Origin of the sequence: Thiobacillus sp. SCUT-2 (assembly GCF_035621355.1) — a bacterium.
GTDB classification, from domain to species: Bacteria; Pseudomonadota; Gammaproteobacteria; order Burkholderiales; family Thiobacillaceae; genus Thiobacillus; species Thiobacillus sedimenti.
The window spans coordinates 1,748,237-1,761,630 of the sequence record NZ_CP141769.1; the positions used below are offsets into that span (position 1 = coordinate 1,748,237).

The window sequence follows — 13,394 nt, forward strand, 5'->3', positions numbered from 1 at the left end:
CCTTGTTACCTGTTGCTTAGTTGCCCGCTTCGACGCGGCTGGTCAGCACCTTGTCGACCAGGCCGTACTTCACGGACTCGTCCGCGCTCATGAAGTTGTCGCGGTCGGTGTCGCGCTCGATGGCCTCGATGCTCTGGCCGGTATGCTTGGCCAGCATCTCGTTGAGGCGCGCTTTCAAATATAGGATTTCCTTGGCGTGAATCTCGATGTCCGACGCCTGCCCCTGGAATCCGCCCAGCGGCTGGTGGATCATCACGCGCGAATTGGGCAGGCAGTAGCGCTTGCCCTTGGCGCCGGCCGTCAGCAGGAAGGCGCCCATGCTGGCAGCCTGGCCGATGCACAGGGTCGACACGTCCGGCTTGATGAACTGCATGGTGTCGTAGATCGCCAGGCCGGCGGAAACCGATCCACCCGGCGAGTTGATGTAGAAATAGATGTCCTTGTCGGGATTTTCCGACTCGAGGAACAGCATCTGGGCAACCACGAGGTTGGCCGTCGCATCGTTCACGGGGCCGACCAGGAAAATCACCCGCTCCTTGAGCAGTCGCGAGTAGATGTCGTAGGCGCGCTCGCCCCGGCCGCTCTGCTCGACGACCATGGGCACCAGCCCCAACCCCTGGGGCTCGAAGGAATTGCGTTCAAAATCAATGCGCATCAGGCACGTCCCATCAATTCTTCAAACGAGGTTGCAACGTCTTCCACTTGGGCCTGACCTGCAACCCATGCTACCACATTCTCTTCCAGCGCCAGGGACTCGATCTCCTGCATCCGTTCCGGGCTCTGGTAGTACCACTGGACCACCTGTTCGGGCTCCTCGTAGCTCTGTGCCTGGTCCTGGATCAGCGCGCGGATCTGGTCGGGCTGCGCGGCAAGCTTGTTCGCCTGCACGATCTCGGCGAGGATCAGCCCCAGGCGGACGCGGCGCTCGGCCTGTCCAGTAAACATATCGGCAGTCAGCTTCATCGTCTGAACCCCGCGCGACTGCATGTCCGCTTCGGTCATCTTCAGCAGGCGCTCGGCTTCCATCGCGACCAGGCTCTGCGGCAGGCCCAGCGTGCTCTTCTCGAGGAGGAGATCCATCACCTGCTCCTTCAGCTTGGACTGCACGCGACGCTTCGCTTCGCGCTCGAGGTTGGTCTTCACCTCCGCCTTGAGCTTCTCGACATCGCCATCCTCGACCCCGAGCGCCTTGGCGAACTCGGCGTCGAGCGCCGGCAGCACGGGGGCCTGGACGTCCTTGACCTGCACCTCGAAGTGGGCCGCCTTGCCGGCCAGCTCCTTCGCCGCGTAGTCGGCCGGGAAGGTCAGGTCGAAGCCCTTGCTGTCGCCCGCCTTGAGGCCGACCAGGCTCTGCTCGAAGTCCTTGAGCAGGCGGCCTTCGCCGATCACGGCAGCGAAGTCCTCGCCCTTGCCGCCCTCGAACGCCGCACCGTCGACCGTCCCCTGGTAGTCGAAGCGCACCAGGTCGCCCTCGGCAGCGGCGCGATCGGCGGGTTCGAAGCTGCGGCGCTGCTTGCGCAGCACCTCAAGCGTCTTGACCACGTCGTCGTCCGTCAAGTTCACCACCGGACGGCTGATCTTGCTGGCGCCGAGGTCGTCTATCTTCACCTCGGGATAGACCTCGAAGCTCGCGCTGAAGGTCATTTCGGCCGCATCCGCCGTCCCCGCCTTCGGTTCGAAACGCGGGTAGCCCGCGATCCTCAGCTGGTGGGCCTGAACGGCCTCGCCAAAGCGGGCCTGCAAGGCCTCGGCCAGCACCTCCTGACGCACGCCGGCGCCATGCTGGCGCGCGACTGCGGCGAGGGGCGCCTTGCCCGGGCGGAAGCCATCCATCTTGACGCTGCGTGCCAGGCGCTTGAGACGGCTCTGCACTTCGGTTTCCACCTGGCCCATGGGCACGCTGATGTCCAGGCGACGGACCAGTCCTTCGACAACTTCAAGATTTGCTTGCATCAAAATACTTCCTGGCTATTTGATCGGGATGATTGATTGGATGAACAGCATCAAGCGATGGTGCGTAAGGGGGGACTCGAACCCCCACGCCTTGCGGCGCTGGAACCTAAATCCAGTGCGTCTACCAATTCCGCCACTCACGCGGCTTGGCCGCAAAACCTGCAACGAAGAAGTGTAATATAATCAAGATGATGCTGTCATCCAAGCCCGCCCGGCATCCCGCCTAAGTCATTATTCCCATTCCGTTTTTTATTGCCGGTGCCGGTCGATCACTACGAAAACTTCCCTGTCGCCTCCTGGCTGCTGCCCAGGCGGCTGCGCCGTCCGGTCGAGGCGATCTACCGGTTTGCGCGCAGCGCCGACGACCTCGCGGACGAGGGCGACGCGCCGCCCGCCCAGCGGTTGGCGGAACTCGCCGCCTACGACCAGGCGCTCGACCGCATCGAACGCGGCGAGACACCGGATGACCCGGTGTTCGGCCCCCTTGCGGAGGCAATCCGCGAATACGCCATCCCGCTCGCGCCGTTTCGCGACCTGCTCTCCGCCTTCGCGCAGGACGTGGGAAAAAACCGCTATGCGGACTTCGGCGAGGTCATGGATTACTGTCGCCGCTCGGCGAATCCGGTCGGGCGCCTGATGCTGCACCTGTACGGCGACCGCGACCCCCGCCACCTGGCGTATTCGGATGCGATCTGCAGCAGCCTGCAACTCATCAATTTCCTGCAGGACATCGCCGTCGACTACCGCAAGAACCGCATCTACCTGCCGCAGGACGAACTTGCCGCGCACCACGTCAGCGAAGCGCAGATCGCCACGGGCGACACCCGCGGGCTGTGGCACATGATGATGCACAAGCAGATCGAACGGGCGCGCAAGCTGCTGCAGGCCGGCGCGCCGCTCGGCCGCGCGCTGCACGGCCGCATCGGACTGGAGATCCGGGTGACGATCCGCGGCGGCGAAGCGATCCTGCGGAAGCTGCACGCCGACCCTGCGTGCGTGTTCCACGCGCGCCCGGTGCTCACCCCGAAGGATTGGCTCTTCATGCTCGCGCGCGGGCTGCACTGAAATGGACGTCCACCAGTATTGCCAGGAACGCGCCGCCGCGAGCGGATCGAGCTTCTATTACAGCTTTCTCTTCCTGCCGCCGGACGCGCGACGCGCGATCACCGCGTTCTATGCGCTGTGCCGCGAACTCGACGACGTGGTCGACGAATGCCGCGAGCGCCAGGTCGCCCTCGCCAAGCTCGACTGGTGGCGCGCCGAGATCGCGCGCCTGGCCGCGGGCGCGCCGGAGCACCCTGCCACACGCGCCCTCGCCGACACGCCGCAGGGCCGGGCCATCCCCGCTGCCCTGCTGCTCGAGATCGTCGACGGCATGGCGATGGATCTCGACCATGCGCGCTACCCCGACTTCAAGTCGCTGCGCCTCTACTGCCACCGGGTCGCCGGCATCGTCGGCGAGATCGCCGCATCGATCTTCGAGGGCGGGCGAAGCGTGCATGACCGCGAGGTCCGCCGCTATGCACACGAACTCGGCCTCGCCTTCCAGCTGACCAACATCATCCGCGACGTCGGCGAGGACGCACGGCGCGGCCGCATCTATCTGCCGCAGGACGAACTGGCGCGTTTCGGCGTGGCGGAAGCCGATCTCCTGAACGGCCGCGACACGCCGGCGTTCCAGGCGCTGATGCAGTTCCAGTACGAGCGCGCGAGCGCGCATTACGACGCCGCGCTCGCCCGGCTGCCCGCCGCCGCACGCCGCGCCCAGCGCCCGGGCCTGGTGATGGCGGCGATCTATCGCACCCTGCTGGACGAGATCCGGCACGACGCGTTTCCCGTGCTGCGCGCACGCGTCTCGCTCACGCCGCTGCGCAAGCTGTGGCTCGCCAGCAGGACCTGGCTGTTCCCGTGACGGCGAAGGTCGCGGTCGTCGGCGGGGGCTGGGCCGGCTGCGCCGCCGCGCTGACCCTGGCGGAGGCCGGCGTGGCGGTGACCCTCTACGAAGCCGGCCGCACGCTGGGCGGCCGCGCGCGCGCAGTCGGGCTCGACGGCGAGACGCTCGACAATGGCCAGCACATCCTGCTGGGCGCGTACCGCCAGACGCTCGAACTGATCGAGCGCGTGCAGCCCGCCGCGACCCCATCCCCGCTGTGGCGGCTGCCGCTCACGTTGGAGCAACCGCCGGATTTCCGCCTCGCCTGCCCGCGCCTGCCCGCCCCCCTGCACCTTGCCGCCGGGCTGCTCGGCGCGCGTGGCCTGCGCTGGGGCGAAAAGCTGGCCGCGGCACGCTGGGTGCACGCGCTGCTTGGCGACAGGACGCCGCTCGCCGGCAGCGTCAGCCAGCTCACGCGCGCCCAGCCCGAATCGCTCAACCGTCTCCTCTGGCACCCGCTCTGCGTCTCCGCGCTCAACACGCCGCCGGAGCGCGCCAGTGCCGAGGTTTTCCGCGACGTCATCCACGCGGCGTTTGGCGGCCGTAGCGCGGACAGCGACCTGCTGCTGCCGCGGCGCGACCTCAGCGCCGTGTTCCCCGAGCCCGCCGCGGCACGGGTAGAGGCGCTGGGAGGCACGGTACACCGGGCCACCCGCGTGACCGCCGTCGACGCCGCGCCCGCAGGCGTCACGCTGGTCACGCCTCGCGCAACCGCCACCTTCAGCCATGCGATCCTTGCCGTCGCCCCCCAGCACCTCGGCGCGCTGATCGCGCGAATCCCCGCGCTCGAGGCGGCAAGCGACGCAGCGGCGGCCTTCGACTACCTGCCCATCGCCACGGCCTACATCCGTTACGACGCCGATTTCCGCCTGGCTCGGCCGCTCCTTGCACTGGCCGATGGCCCCGCCCAGTTCGTGTTCGACCGCGGTCGAAGCCACGGCCAGGCCGGGCTGCTGGCGTTCGTCGCCAGCGCCGCGGCGACGCTGCCGGCCGACTGGCTCGACCAGGCCGAGGGCCAGCTGCGGCGGATCGTCGACCCTGGCCCCGCGCGCTGGCGGCGTCGCATCGTCGAAAAGCAGGCAACCTACGCCTGCGTCCCCGCGATGACGCGCCCCCCGGTTCAGACGCCGCACCCGCGCCTCTTCCTCGCCGGCGATTACACCGCCGGGCCGTATCCCGCGACGCTCGAAAGTGCCACCTCGAGCGGAGTACAATCGGCCGCCTTACTTCTCGAAGCGCTATGAAAAACTATCTTCCCCGCCCCGATCTGCTCGCTGACCGCGTCGTCCTCGTGACCGGCGCCAGTTCCGGCCTCGGCCGCGCCGCCAGCCTGGCGTTCGCGCGCCATGGCGCCACCGTCGCCCTGCTCGCACGCGACGAAGCGCGGCTCGAGGCCGTGTACGACGAAATCGTTGCCGCCGGCGGCCCCGAGCCGGCGATGTTCCCGTACGACCTCGCCGCCGCCGACGACCGCAGCATGGAGACGCTGGCCGGCACGATCCGCCACCATCTGCAGCGGCTCGACGGCCTGCTGCACAGCGCGCACCAGTTCTACAGCCTCACGCCGCTCCACCTGCAGACGCTCGACCAATGGCAGGCGCTGATGCGGGTCAACCTGATCGCACCGTTCGCGCTGACCCGGGCCTGCCTGCCCCTGCTGCAGGACTCGCCGGACGCCTCGGTGGTGTTCACCGGCGAAACCCACGGGCATCGCCCCGCTGCCTACTGGGGCGGCTACGCCGTGGCGAAATCCGCGCTGGAGACGCTCACCCGCGTCTGGGCGGACGAGTTCAGCTCGAACGGGAATCTGCGCTTCAACACGCTGATTCCCGGACAGGTTGCCACCACGCTGCGCGGACGCACGCACCCCGGCCTGTCGCCCGAGACCCTGCCCAGCGTCGACGACCTGATGCCCTGCTACCTGTACCTGATGGGCGCGGACAGCCGCGAGGTTCGGGGACAGGTCGTGGAATGCCAGGCCTGAGATCCGTCCGGCCATGAAGATCGGCCGCTACGAAATACTCGACGAAATCGGTGAAGGCGCAATGGGCGCCGTTTTCCGGGCCCACGATCCGCTGATCGAACGCACGGTCGCCATCAAGACCGTACCCATCGCGCAGTTGCGCAAGGAGGCGCCCGACGCGGAATCGCGCTTCCTGCGCGAAGCGCAAAGCGCGGGGCGCCTGTCCCACCCCAACATCGTGACGATCTACGACGTCGGCGAAGCCGACGCGGTCGCCTATATCGCCATGGAATATCTGCGCGGCGCGACGCTGCGCGAAATCATGGACAAGGGCCCGATGCCGCTGGACCTTGCGCTCGACACGGCCCTGCAGATGGCCGAGGCACTCGCATTCGCGCACGAGCACGGCGTGATACACCGCGACGTCAAGCCGGCCAATGTCGTCATCACCGGCCAGAGCGGGCGCATCAAGCTCACCGATTTCGGCATCGCCCATGTCGTCAACAGCGACCAGACCCAGGCCGGTCAGATGCTTGGCTCGCCGCGCTACATGTCGCCGGAGCAGGCGATGGGACGCGAAGTGGAGGGACGCTCCGACATCTTTTCGCTCGGCGCGGTACTGTACGAGATGCTCACCGGCCACTATGCCTTCGACGGCGACAGCCTGCCGACGATCATCTACCGTGTCGTCAACGACACGCCGGTCGCCGCCTCCGCGCTGCGACCGCAGCTGCCCGCTGCGCTCGGCGAGCTGCTCGGCCGCATGCTGAGCAAGCAGCCCGAGGCCCGGCCGGACGCCCGCGCCGTCGTCGGCGCCCTCCGGTCGCTGGCTTTGGCGACCCCGCCCGCCACGGCCGCCCCGTCGCACCGTGACGAAATAACGCGGCCCTTGCGCGTCCTCGCGTTCGGCATCCCGCTCGCCGTCTTCCTCCTGATTGGGCTCGGCATCATCGTGATCGAGCACTTCCTGCCGTCGCCGACGCCCTCGGCGCCCCCCGCGGCCCCGCGCGCGACGGGGGGCACGGCCGGTACGCCCGCCGCATCAGGTCCCGAAGTGCGCCCGTCCGGCGAAGCGCCCGGCCCGCCCGAGGCGGCGAAGCGCGAATCCGACCCCTACCTCGCGGGGCTCGACAAGAAGCTGGTCGAACTGCGCATCAAGCGCACGATGCTGCTGCTGAAATACACCCGGCAACACCCCGACGTGGTCCAGGTCGACCGCGAAATCGAGCGGCTGCGGGCGGAACGCCGCAGGCACCTGAAGCAGCTGGAAAAGAAAGGCTGAACGCGCCTACCAGTTGGTCTCGCGTTCGGCGGTGGCGGACACCTTGTGGATGCTGAGGTCGGCACCGTTGTACTCCTCTTCGGGGTCAAGCCGCAGGCCGACGAAACGCTTCAGCAGCCCGTACACGACGAAGCTGCCGCCCGCCGCGATGACGAGGCCGCCCAAGGTGCCGACAACTTGCGCGGCCAGGCTCACCCCGCCGATCCCACCGAGCGCCCTGGCGCCGAAGATGCCGGCCGCAATGCCGCCCCACGCCCCGCACAGACCGTGAAGCGGCCAGACCCCGAGCACGTCGTCGATCTTCCACTTGTTCTGCGTGACCATGAACATCCACACGAACAGCGTCCCGGCAATCGCGCCGGTCGCCAGCGCACCGAGCGGATGCATCAGGTCGGAGCCCGCACACACGGCGACCAGCCCGGCCAAGGGACCGTTGTGGATGAAGCCCGGGTCGTTGCGCCCGATCACCAGCGCGGCCAGCGTGCCGCCCACCATCGCCATCAGCGAATTGACGGCCACCAGGCCCGACACCGCCTCGATCATCTGCGCCGACATCACGTTGAAGCCGAACCAGCCCACGGTCAGGATCCAGGCGCCCAGCGCCAGGAACGGAATGTTCGAGGGCGGATGGGCGGACATCAGGCCATCCCGCGTATAGCGCCCCCGGCGCGCGCCGAGCAGCAGGACCGCGGGGAGGGCGATCCATCCGCCCACCGCATGCACCACGACGGAGCCGGCAAAATCGTGGAACCTGGCGCCGGTCATGCCCGCAAGCCATTCCTGGATGCCGTAGTTGCCGTTCCATACGATCCCCTCGTAGAAGGGATACACCAGGCCGACCAGCATGAAGGTCGCGGCGAGCTGCGGGTTGAAGCGCGCGCGCTCGGCGATGCCGCCCGAGACGATGGCGGGGATCGCGGCCGCAAAGGTGAGCAGGAAGAAGAACTTGACCAGCGCATAGCCATTGTGGGCGGAAAGGGTCTGCGCGCCGGTGAAGAAATTGACGCCGTAGGCGATGCTGTAGCCGATGAAGAAATAGGCGATGGTGGAAACCGAGAAGTCGGTGAGGATCTTCACCAGCGCATTGACTTGGTTCTTCTTGCGAACCGTGCCGAGCTCCAGGAACGCGAACCCCGCATGCATGGCGAGCACCATGATGCCGCCCAGCAAGACGAACAATACGTCACTGCCTGATTTCAACGCTTCCATCCCTTGCCTCCGAGCAAACGTCGCCTTGTCAAAGCAAACAACGTTCCATCGCGGCAAGTCCTTGATTCGCGGAGCAAGGCTGGTGCATCAGGCTGGCGCGCCGCACCATGGCGGTGCATGCGCCGGGGTGGGCGCACCGCCTCAGTGCATCATTTGGCTTCGCCGTTGCCTATGCTGCCCTGCTCGGCCTCGATGCGATCGAATTCGTGGTCCATGTCCGCATCGCTCATGGGGACATAGTCGGCCGCGGTTGCGGGTACCGGCTTGGTGATGGCCGCCGCCACGAGGATCCCCAACTCATACAAGAGCCAGAGCGGCGTCGCCAGCATGAATTGCGAAACCACGTCGGGCGGGGTGAAGATCGCGCCGACGACGAAGGCGCCGACGATGACGTAGGGGCGGATCTCGCGCAACTTGGCGACCGACACCATGCCCATCTTCACCAGCAGCACGACCGCGATGGGGACCTCGAACGTGATTCCGAACGCCATGAACATGGTCAGCACGAAGTCGAGATATTTGCCGATGTCGGTCATCATCGCCACGCCAGCCGGAGTGACGCTGACGATGAAGTGAAAAACCAGCGGAAAGACGAGGAAATAGGCAAAGGACATTCCCGTCAGGAAGAGAATCACGCTCGCGACCACGAGCGGCACGGCAAAGCGCTTTTCATGCTGGTAGAGGCCAGGCGCGACGAATGCCCACGCCTGGTAGAAGACCCACGGCAACGTGATCAGGAAGGCCGCCATCAGCGTGACCTTCATCGGCACGAAGAACGGCGTGGTGATCTCGGTGGCGATCATCTGCCCGCCCTTCGGCAATGCCGCCAGCAAGGGGCTCGCGAGCAGGCCATAGATGTCCTTCGCCCAGGGGAACAGGCAGATGAAGACGACGACGACGGCTGCCACGGCGCGCAGCAGCCGGTCGCGCATTTCGATCAGGTGCGAGATGAAGGATTCTTCGACTTCGCTCATGCGGGCTTGTCCGTGGCCTGGCTGCGGGCTACCTCGCCGGTGCCGTGCGGCGTGCGGCCGGCATTCTGATCGGGTTCATCCAGCGGCAGGCACTGCTGGAGCGTCTGCGGGGGCGCCGCAATTTGCGGCTCGCCGCCGCCGGGCGGCAGCTCGGCCTCCCCTGGCGTTTCGCTTGATGCGTGCTCCGTCACCGCAGCCTTCACGGAGGCGAATTCGTCGCGGAGATAGTCGTCGACCACCGTCGCCTGCTGCTGGACGCCCGACGCCGCCGACTCGATCGACTCCTTGAAGCTCTGGCCGGCGCGACGGAGCTCGTCGAGTTCGACCTCGCGGCTGATGTCCGCCTTCACCGTCGAGACGTAGCGCTGCAGACGGCCGTAGAGATGCCCGGCCGTGCGGGCCACCTTGGGTAGCCGCTCGGGGCCGATGACGATCAGCGCGACGACGCCGATGACGACCAGTTCAGAAAATCCGATATCGAACATAGGAAGGGCGCACGGAAATGCCGGGCCGGCGAGGCAGACGCAGGATGCCCGAGGCGCCCTCGCCGCTCCGCCCGTCCCGTCAGGACTGCTGCTTGTCCTTCACCTCGGCATCGATGGTATGCCCGCCTTCGCTCTTTTCGTTGAGCTTCGGCGTGTCTTCCCGCATGCCTTCCTTGAATCCCTTGACCGCGCCGCCAAGGTCGCTGCCGATGTTGCGCAGCTTCTTGGTGCCGAAAATCATCATCACGATGACCAGGACGATCAGCCAATGCCAGATGCTAAAGCTGCCCATGTTGATTCTCCTCTTGCGTTAACTGCGGCGCACGGGGTCGCCGCCGCCAAATACGTGGATGTGGACGTGGAATACTTCCTGCCCGCCGCCCCGCCCGGTGTTGATGAGGGTCTTGAACCCGCTGTCCAGCCCCTGCTCCTTTGCCAGGCGCGGCGCCAGCAGGAGCATCCTGCCCAGCAGCCGTTCATGCTCGGGCGCACAGTCCGCCAGCGAGGCCACATGCGCCTTCGGGATAATCAGGAAGTGTACGCGCGCGAACGGGTGGATGTCGTGGAACGCGAGCACTTCGTCATCTTCGTAGACCTTGCTGCTCGGGATCTCTCCGGCGACGATCTTGCAGAAAATGCAGTCACTCATTTCGATTCGCCTTCTCGACCAGTCCGGACAGTCCCTCGCGACGGGCCAGCTCGTTCAGCACGTCAGCCGGCTTCAGACCTTTGTGCGCCAGCAGCACACAGGTATGAAACCACAAATCGGCGACTTCGTAGATGATCTTTTCGGCCTGCCCGTCCTTGGCCGCCATCACGGTTTCGGTCGCCTCCTCGCCGATCTTCTTCAGGATCGCGTCGGTGCCCTTGGCGTACAGCTTCGCCACGTAGGAACTGTCGGGCGAGGCCTGCTTGCGCGCTTCCAGCGTCTCGGCGAGGCGGTCGAGGATGTCGCTCATTTGTAGATCTCGTCGGGATGCTTCAGCACCGGCGCGGTCGTCACCCAGCGCCCGTTCTCGAGCTTCTGGAAGAAGCACGAGCGGCGCCCGGTATGGCAGGCGATGCCGCCCACCTGCTCGATCTTCAAGAGCACCACGTCGCTGTCGCAGTCGAGGCGGATTTCGCTCACATTCTGGAAATGCCCCGACTCCTCGCCCTTGCGCCATAGCTTGCCGCGTGAACGCGAGAAATAGACGCCGCGCCCGGTGCGCGCCGTTTCTTCGAGCGCCTCACGGTTCATCCACGCCACCATCAGGATTTCACCCGTGGCGGCATCCTGCGCGATGGCCGGGACGAGTCCCTGCGCATCCCACTTCACGGCGTCGAGCCATTCGCTCACAGGCGCACCTCGATGCCGTGCTGCTTCATGTATTTCTTCGCCTCGTCGATGCCGTATTCGCCGAAGTGGAAGATGCTCGCGGCGAGCACCGCGTCCGCGCGGCCCTCCTTCACCCCGTCGACGAGGTGCTGCAGGTTGCCGACGCCGCCACTGGCGATGATCGGGATGTCGACCGCGTCGGAAATCGCGCGCGTCAGTTCGAGGTCGAAGCCGCTCTTGGTGCCGTCGCGGTCCATCGAGGTCAGCAGCAGTTCCCCCGCGCCGAGGCGTTCCATCTTCTTCGCCCATTCGATCGCGTCGAGACCGGTCGCCTTGCGGCCGCCGTGGGTGAACACCTCCCACTGGTCGCCGACGCGCTTGGCGTCGATCGCGACCACGATGCATTGGCTGCCGTAGCGGTCGGACGCGTCCTTCACCAGCTGCGGGTTGACGACAGCCGAGGTGTTGATGCTGACCTTGTCGGCACCGGCGTTGAGCAGGCGCTGCACATCGCCGACCGCCCGCACGCCGCCGCCGACCGTGAGCGGGATGAAGACCTCGGACGCGACCGCCTCGATGATGTGCAGGATCAGGTCGCGGTTGTCGGAACTGGCGGTGATGTCGAGGAAGGTCAGCTCGTCGGCGCCGGCCTCGTTGTAGCGGCGCGCGATCTCGACCGGATCGCCGGCGTCCTTCAGTTCGACGAAGTTGACGCCCTTGACGACGCGACCGTTGGTCACATCGAGGCAGGGGATGATGCGTTTTGCGAGCATGGTCGCCTTCAGTTCAGATCAGACGCCGAACACGCCGCCCGCCAGCTCGTCGGCGAGCTTCTGCGCCGCGGCGAAATCGAGCGTGCCCTGGTAGATGGCGCGACCGGTGATCGCGCCGATGATGCCGTCCTTGGCCACCGCGGATAGCGCACGGACGTCGTCGAGGTTGGTGACGCCGCCGCTGGCGATAACCGGGATCGACAGCGCCTGCGCCAGACGCTGGGTGGCCTCGACGTTGACGCCGGTGAGCATGCCGTCGCGGCCGATGTCGGTGTAGATGACGGCCTCGACGCCATACCCTTCGAAGCGCTTGGCCAGATCGATGACGTCATGGCCGGTGAGCTTGGACCAGCCCTCGACGGCGACCTTGCCGTCCTTGGCGTCGAGCCCGACCATGACGTGGCCGGGAAAGGCGTCGCAGGCCTCGTGCAGGAAGCCGGGGTTCTTCACGGCGGCAGTGCCGATGATGACGTAGCGCACGCCGTCGTCGAGGTAGCGCTCGATGGTGGCGAGGTCGCGGATGCCGCCGCCGAGCTGCACCGGCATTTCGTCGCCCACCGCGTCGACGATGGAACGGATCGCCGCATCGTTGACCGGCTTGCCGGCGAACGCGCCGTTCAGGTCGACCAGGTGCAGGCGCCGTGCGCCCTGCGCCTTCCAGTGGCGCGCGGTGGCGGCGGGGTCCTCGGAGAACACCGTGGCCTTGGCCATTTCGCCCTGTTCCAGGCGCACGCAGTGGCCGTCTTTGAGGTCGATAGCGGGGATGATCAGCATGGTCGTACGAAAGCAGGATTAGGCGCAGGCTGCGCCGGACATATCGCAGGCGGAGGCATGCTCGCCCGGATTCCAGGTGACGAAATTGCCCAGCAGGGCCAGCCCGGCGTTCTGGCTCTTTTCCGGATGGAACTGGACGGCGAAGATGTTGCCCGACGCCACGGCGCAGGTGAACGGAAACGGGTAGTGGGAGAAGCCGGCGATCACGTCGGGCGCGGTCGGCTGCACGAAGTAGCTGTGGACGAAGTAGAAGCGCTCGCCCTCTTCGATGCCCACCCACAGCGGATGCGGCATCGCCTGGTGGACGTTGTTCCAGCCCATGTGCGGCACCTTGAGCTTGCCGCCCTTGTCGTCGTGCATCGCCTCCTGCGGAAAGCGCTGGACCGTGCCCTGCAGGATGCCGAGGCAGGCGGTGTCGCCTTCCTCGCTGTGCTCGAACAGCACCTGCATGCCCATGCAGATGCCGAGGAAGGGCTTGCTCCGGGCGGCGTCGACGATGACCTGGCGCAGCCCGCGCGCGTCGATTTCGCGCATGCAGTCCGGTGCGGCGCCCTGCCCCGGGAATACCACGCGGCCGGCCCCGGCGATCACGGCCGGGTCGGACGTGACGACGGCGCTCGCCGACGGCGCGACGTGCTCGATGGCCTTGGACACCGAGCGCAGGTTGCCCATGCCGTAGTCGATGACGGCGATATCGACGCTCACCGCACTCCCTCCATGATCCGCGTTG

General features: G+C 66.8%; 17 protein-coding genes and 1 tRNA gene. 5 read left to right on the plus strand and 13 right to left on the minus strand.

From position 1 onward, the window contains the following. Nucleotides 1-16 precede the first annotated feature (16 nt). From clpP to VA613_RS08575, 3 genes are all read right to left on the minus strand, one after another. The gene (gene clpP / locus VA613_RS08565; RefSeq protein ID WP_324778682.1) at nt 17-655 is read right to left on the minus strand and encodes an ATP-dependent Clp endopeptidase proteolytic subunit ClpP; all 639 of its coding nucleotides are present in this window, start codon (nt 653-655) and stop codon (nt 17-19) included. Further along, nucleotides 655-1,953, minus strand: coding sequence for a trigger factor (gene tig / locus VA613_RS08570; protein WP_324778683.1), 1,299 nt, complete (start codon nt 1,951-1,953; stop codon nt 655-657). Before tig ends, clpP begins: the two co-directional genes overlap by 1 nt. 58 nt (nt 1,954-2,011) lie before the next feature. Then, nucleotides 2,012-2,096 (minus strand) — tRNA-Leu (locus VA613_RS08575). A 109-nt stretch (nt 2,097-2,205) separates the two neighbouring features. Here VA613_RS08575 and hpnC point away from each other — a divergent pair. Genes hpnC through VA613_RS08600 form a run of 5 tightly spaced genes read left to right on the plus strand, consistent with a single transcriptional unit; the run spans nt 2,206 to nt 7,131 of the window. Further along, on the plus strand, nt 2,206-3,018 hold the full coding sequence (gene hpnC / locus VA613_RS08580) for a squalene synthase HpnC (protein WP_324778684.1): 813 nt from the start codon (nt 2,206-2,208) through the stop codon (nt 3,016-3,018). Nucleotide 3,019: 1 nt separating this feature from the next. Beyond that, on the plus strand, nt 3,020-3,865 hold the full coding sequence (gene hpnD / locus VA613_RS08585; RefSeq protein WP_324778685.1) for a presqualene diphosphate synthase HpnD: 846 nt from the start codon (nt 3,020-3,022) through the stop codon (nt 3,863-3,865). Then, on the plus strand, nt 3,862-5,130 hold the full coding sequence (gene hpnE / locus VA613_RS08590) for a hydroxysqualene dehydroxylase HpnE (protein ID WP_324778686.1): 1,269 nt from the start codon (nt 3,862-3,864) through the stop codon (nt 5,128-5,130). The genes hpnD and hpnE overlap by 4 nt, the downstream gene beginning before the upstream one ends. After that, nucleotides 5,127-5,870, plus strand: a complete 744-nt coding sequence (locus VA613_RS08595; protein ID WP_324778687.1) for an SDR family NAD(P)-dependent oxidoreductase — start codon at nt 5,127-5,129, stop codon at nt 5,868-5,870. Before hpnE ends, VA613_RS08595 begins: the two co-directional genes overlap by 4 nt. 13 nt (nt 5,871-5,883) lie before the next feature. Further along, entirely contained in the window at nt 5,884-7,131 is a 1,248-nt protein-coding gene (locus VA613_RS08600; RefSeq protein WP_324778688.1) for a serine/threonine-protein kinase, read from the plus strand. A gap of 6 nt (nt 7,132-7,137) precedes the next feature. On the opposite strand, the gene VA613_RS08605 is transcribed toward VA613_RS08600, so the two are convergent. From VA613_RS08605 to hisH, 10 genes are all read right to left on the minus strand, one after another. Then, nucleotides 7,138-8,340: an ammonium transporter gene (locus VA613_RS08605; RefSeq protein WP_324778689.1), complete on the minus strand. Its 1,203-nt coding sequence runs from the start codon at nt 8,338-8,340 to the stop codon at nt 7,138-7,140. Nucleotides 8,341-8,489: 149 nt separating this feature from the next. Then, a complete protein-coding gene (tatC, locus tag VA613_RS08610; protein WP_324778690.1) occupies nt 8,490-9,314 on the minus strand; it encodes a twin-arginine translocase subunit TatC in 825 nt (274 codons plus the stop codon). Continuing rightward, nucleotides 9,311-9,799 carry a Sec-independent protein translocase protein TatB gene (gene tatB / locus VA613_RS08615; protein WP_324778691.1) on the minus strand — a complete coding sequence of 163 codons (489 nt, stop codon included), beginning with the start codon at nt 9,797-9,799 and terminating at the stop codon, nt 9,311-9,313. Before tatB ends, tatC begins: the two co-directional genes overlap by 4 nt. Nucleotides 9,800-9,878: 79 nt before the next feature. Beyond that, nucleotides 9,879-10,091, minus strand: coding sequence for a Sec-independent protein translocase subunit TatA (tatA, locus tag VA613_RS08620; protein ID WP_324778692.1), 213 nt, complete (start codon nt 10,089-10,091; stop codon nt 9,879-9,881). 18 nt (nt 10,092-10,109) lie between these two features. Continuing rightward, nucleotides 10,110-10,448, minus strand: a complete 339-nt coding sequence (locus tag VA613_RS08625; protein ID WP_324778693.1) for a histidine triad nucleotide-binding protein — start codon at nt 10,446-10,448, stop codon at nt 10,110-10,112. Beyond that, nucleotides 10,441-10,758, minus strand: a complete 318-nt coding sequence (locus tag VA613_RS08630; protein WP_324778694.1) for a phosphoribosyl-ATP diphosphatase — start codon at nt 10,756-10,758, stop codon at nt 10,441-10,443. The genes VA613_RS08625 and VA613_RS08630 overlap by 8 nt, the downstream gene beginning before the upstream one ends. After that, a complete protein-coding gene (gene hisI, locus VA613_RS08635) occupies nt 10,755-11,138 on the minus strand; it encodes a phosphoribosyl-AMP cyclohydrolase (RefSeq protein WP_324778695.1) in 384 nt (127 codons plus the stop codon). The genes VA613_RS08630 and hisI overlap by 4 nt, the downstream gene beginning before the upstream one ends. Next, a complete protein-coding gene (gene hisF, locus VA613_RS08640) occupies nt 11,135-11,890 on the minus strand; it encodes an imidazole glycerol phosphate synthase subunit HisF (RefSeq protein ID WP_324778696.1) in 756 nt (251 codons plus the stop codon). The genes hisI and hisF overlap by 4 nt, the downstream gene beginning before the upstream one ends. A gap of 18 nt (nt 11,891-11,908) precedes the next feature. Next, nucleotides 11,909-12,664 (minus strand): 1-(5-phosphoribosyl)-5-[(5-phosphoribosylamino)methylideneamino]imidazole-4-carboxamide isomerase, encoded by a 756-nt coding sequence (hisA, locus tag VA613_RS08645; protein ID WP_324778697.1) that lies wholly within the window; start codon nt 12,662-12,664, stop codon nt 11,909-11,911. An 18-nt stretch (nt 12,665-12,682) separates the two neighbouring features. After that, complete coding sequence (hisH, locus tag VA613_RS08650) at nt 12,683-13,369, minus strand: imidazole glycerol phosphate synthase subunit HisH (protein ID WP_324778698.1); 687 nt, start codon at nt 13,367-13,369, stop codon at nt 12,683-12,685. Nucleotides 13,370-13,394 lie beyond the last annotated feature (25 nt).

Coding starts and splice junctions, on each gene's coding strand:
- clpP (WP_324778682.1), bottom strand. CDS start 655: ATGCGCATTGATTTTGAACGCAATTCCTTCGAGCCCCAGGGGTTGGGG.
- tig (WP_324778683.1), bottom strand. CDS start 1,953: ATGCAAGCAAATCTTGAAGTTGTCGAAGGACTGGTCCGTCGCCTGGAC.
- hpnD (WP_324778685.1), top strand. CDS start 3,020: ATGGACGTCCACCAGTATTGCCAGGAACGCGCCGCCGCGAGCGGATCG.
- VA613_RS08595 (WP_324778687.1), top strand. CDS start 5,127: ATGAAAAACTATCTTCCCCGCCCCGATCTGCTCGCTGACCGCGTCGTC.
- VA613_RS08600 (WP_324778688.1), top strand. CDS start 5,884: ATGAAGATCGGCCGCTACGAAATACTCGACGAAATCGGTGAAGGCGCA.
- VA613_RS08605 (WP_324778689.1), bottom strand. CDS start 8,340: ATGGAAGCGTTGAAATCAGGCAGTGACGTATTGTTCGTCTTGCTGGGC.
- tatC (WP_324778690.1), bottom strand. CDS start 9,314: ATGAGCGAAGTCGAAGAATCCTTCATCTCGCACCTGATCGAAATGCGC.
- tatB (WP_324778691.1), bottom strand. CDS start 9,799: ATGTTCGATATCGGATTTTCTGAACTGGTCGTCATCGGCGTCGTCGCG.
- tatA (WP_324778692.1), bottom strand. CDS start 10,091: ATGGGCAGCTTTAGCATCTGGCATTGGCTGATCGTCCTGGTCATCGTG.
- VA613_RS08625 (WP_324778693.1), bottom strand. CDS start 10,448: ATGAGTGACTGCATTTTCTGCAAGATCGTCGCCGGAGAGATCCCGAGC.
- VA613_RS08630 (WP_324778694.1), bottom strand. CDS start 10,758: ATGAGCGACATCCTCGACCGCCTCGCCGAGACGCTGGAAGCGCGCAAG.
- hisF (WP_324778696.1), bottom strand. CDS start 11,890: ATGCTCGCAAAACGCATCATCCCCTGCCTCGATGTGACCAACGGTCGC.
- hisA (WP_324778697.1), bottom strand. CDS start 12,664: ATGCTGATCATCCCCGCTATCGACCTCAAAGACGGCCACTGCGTGCGC.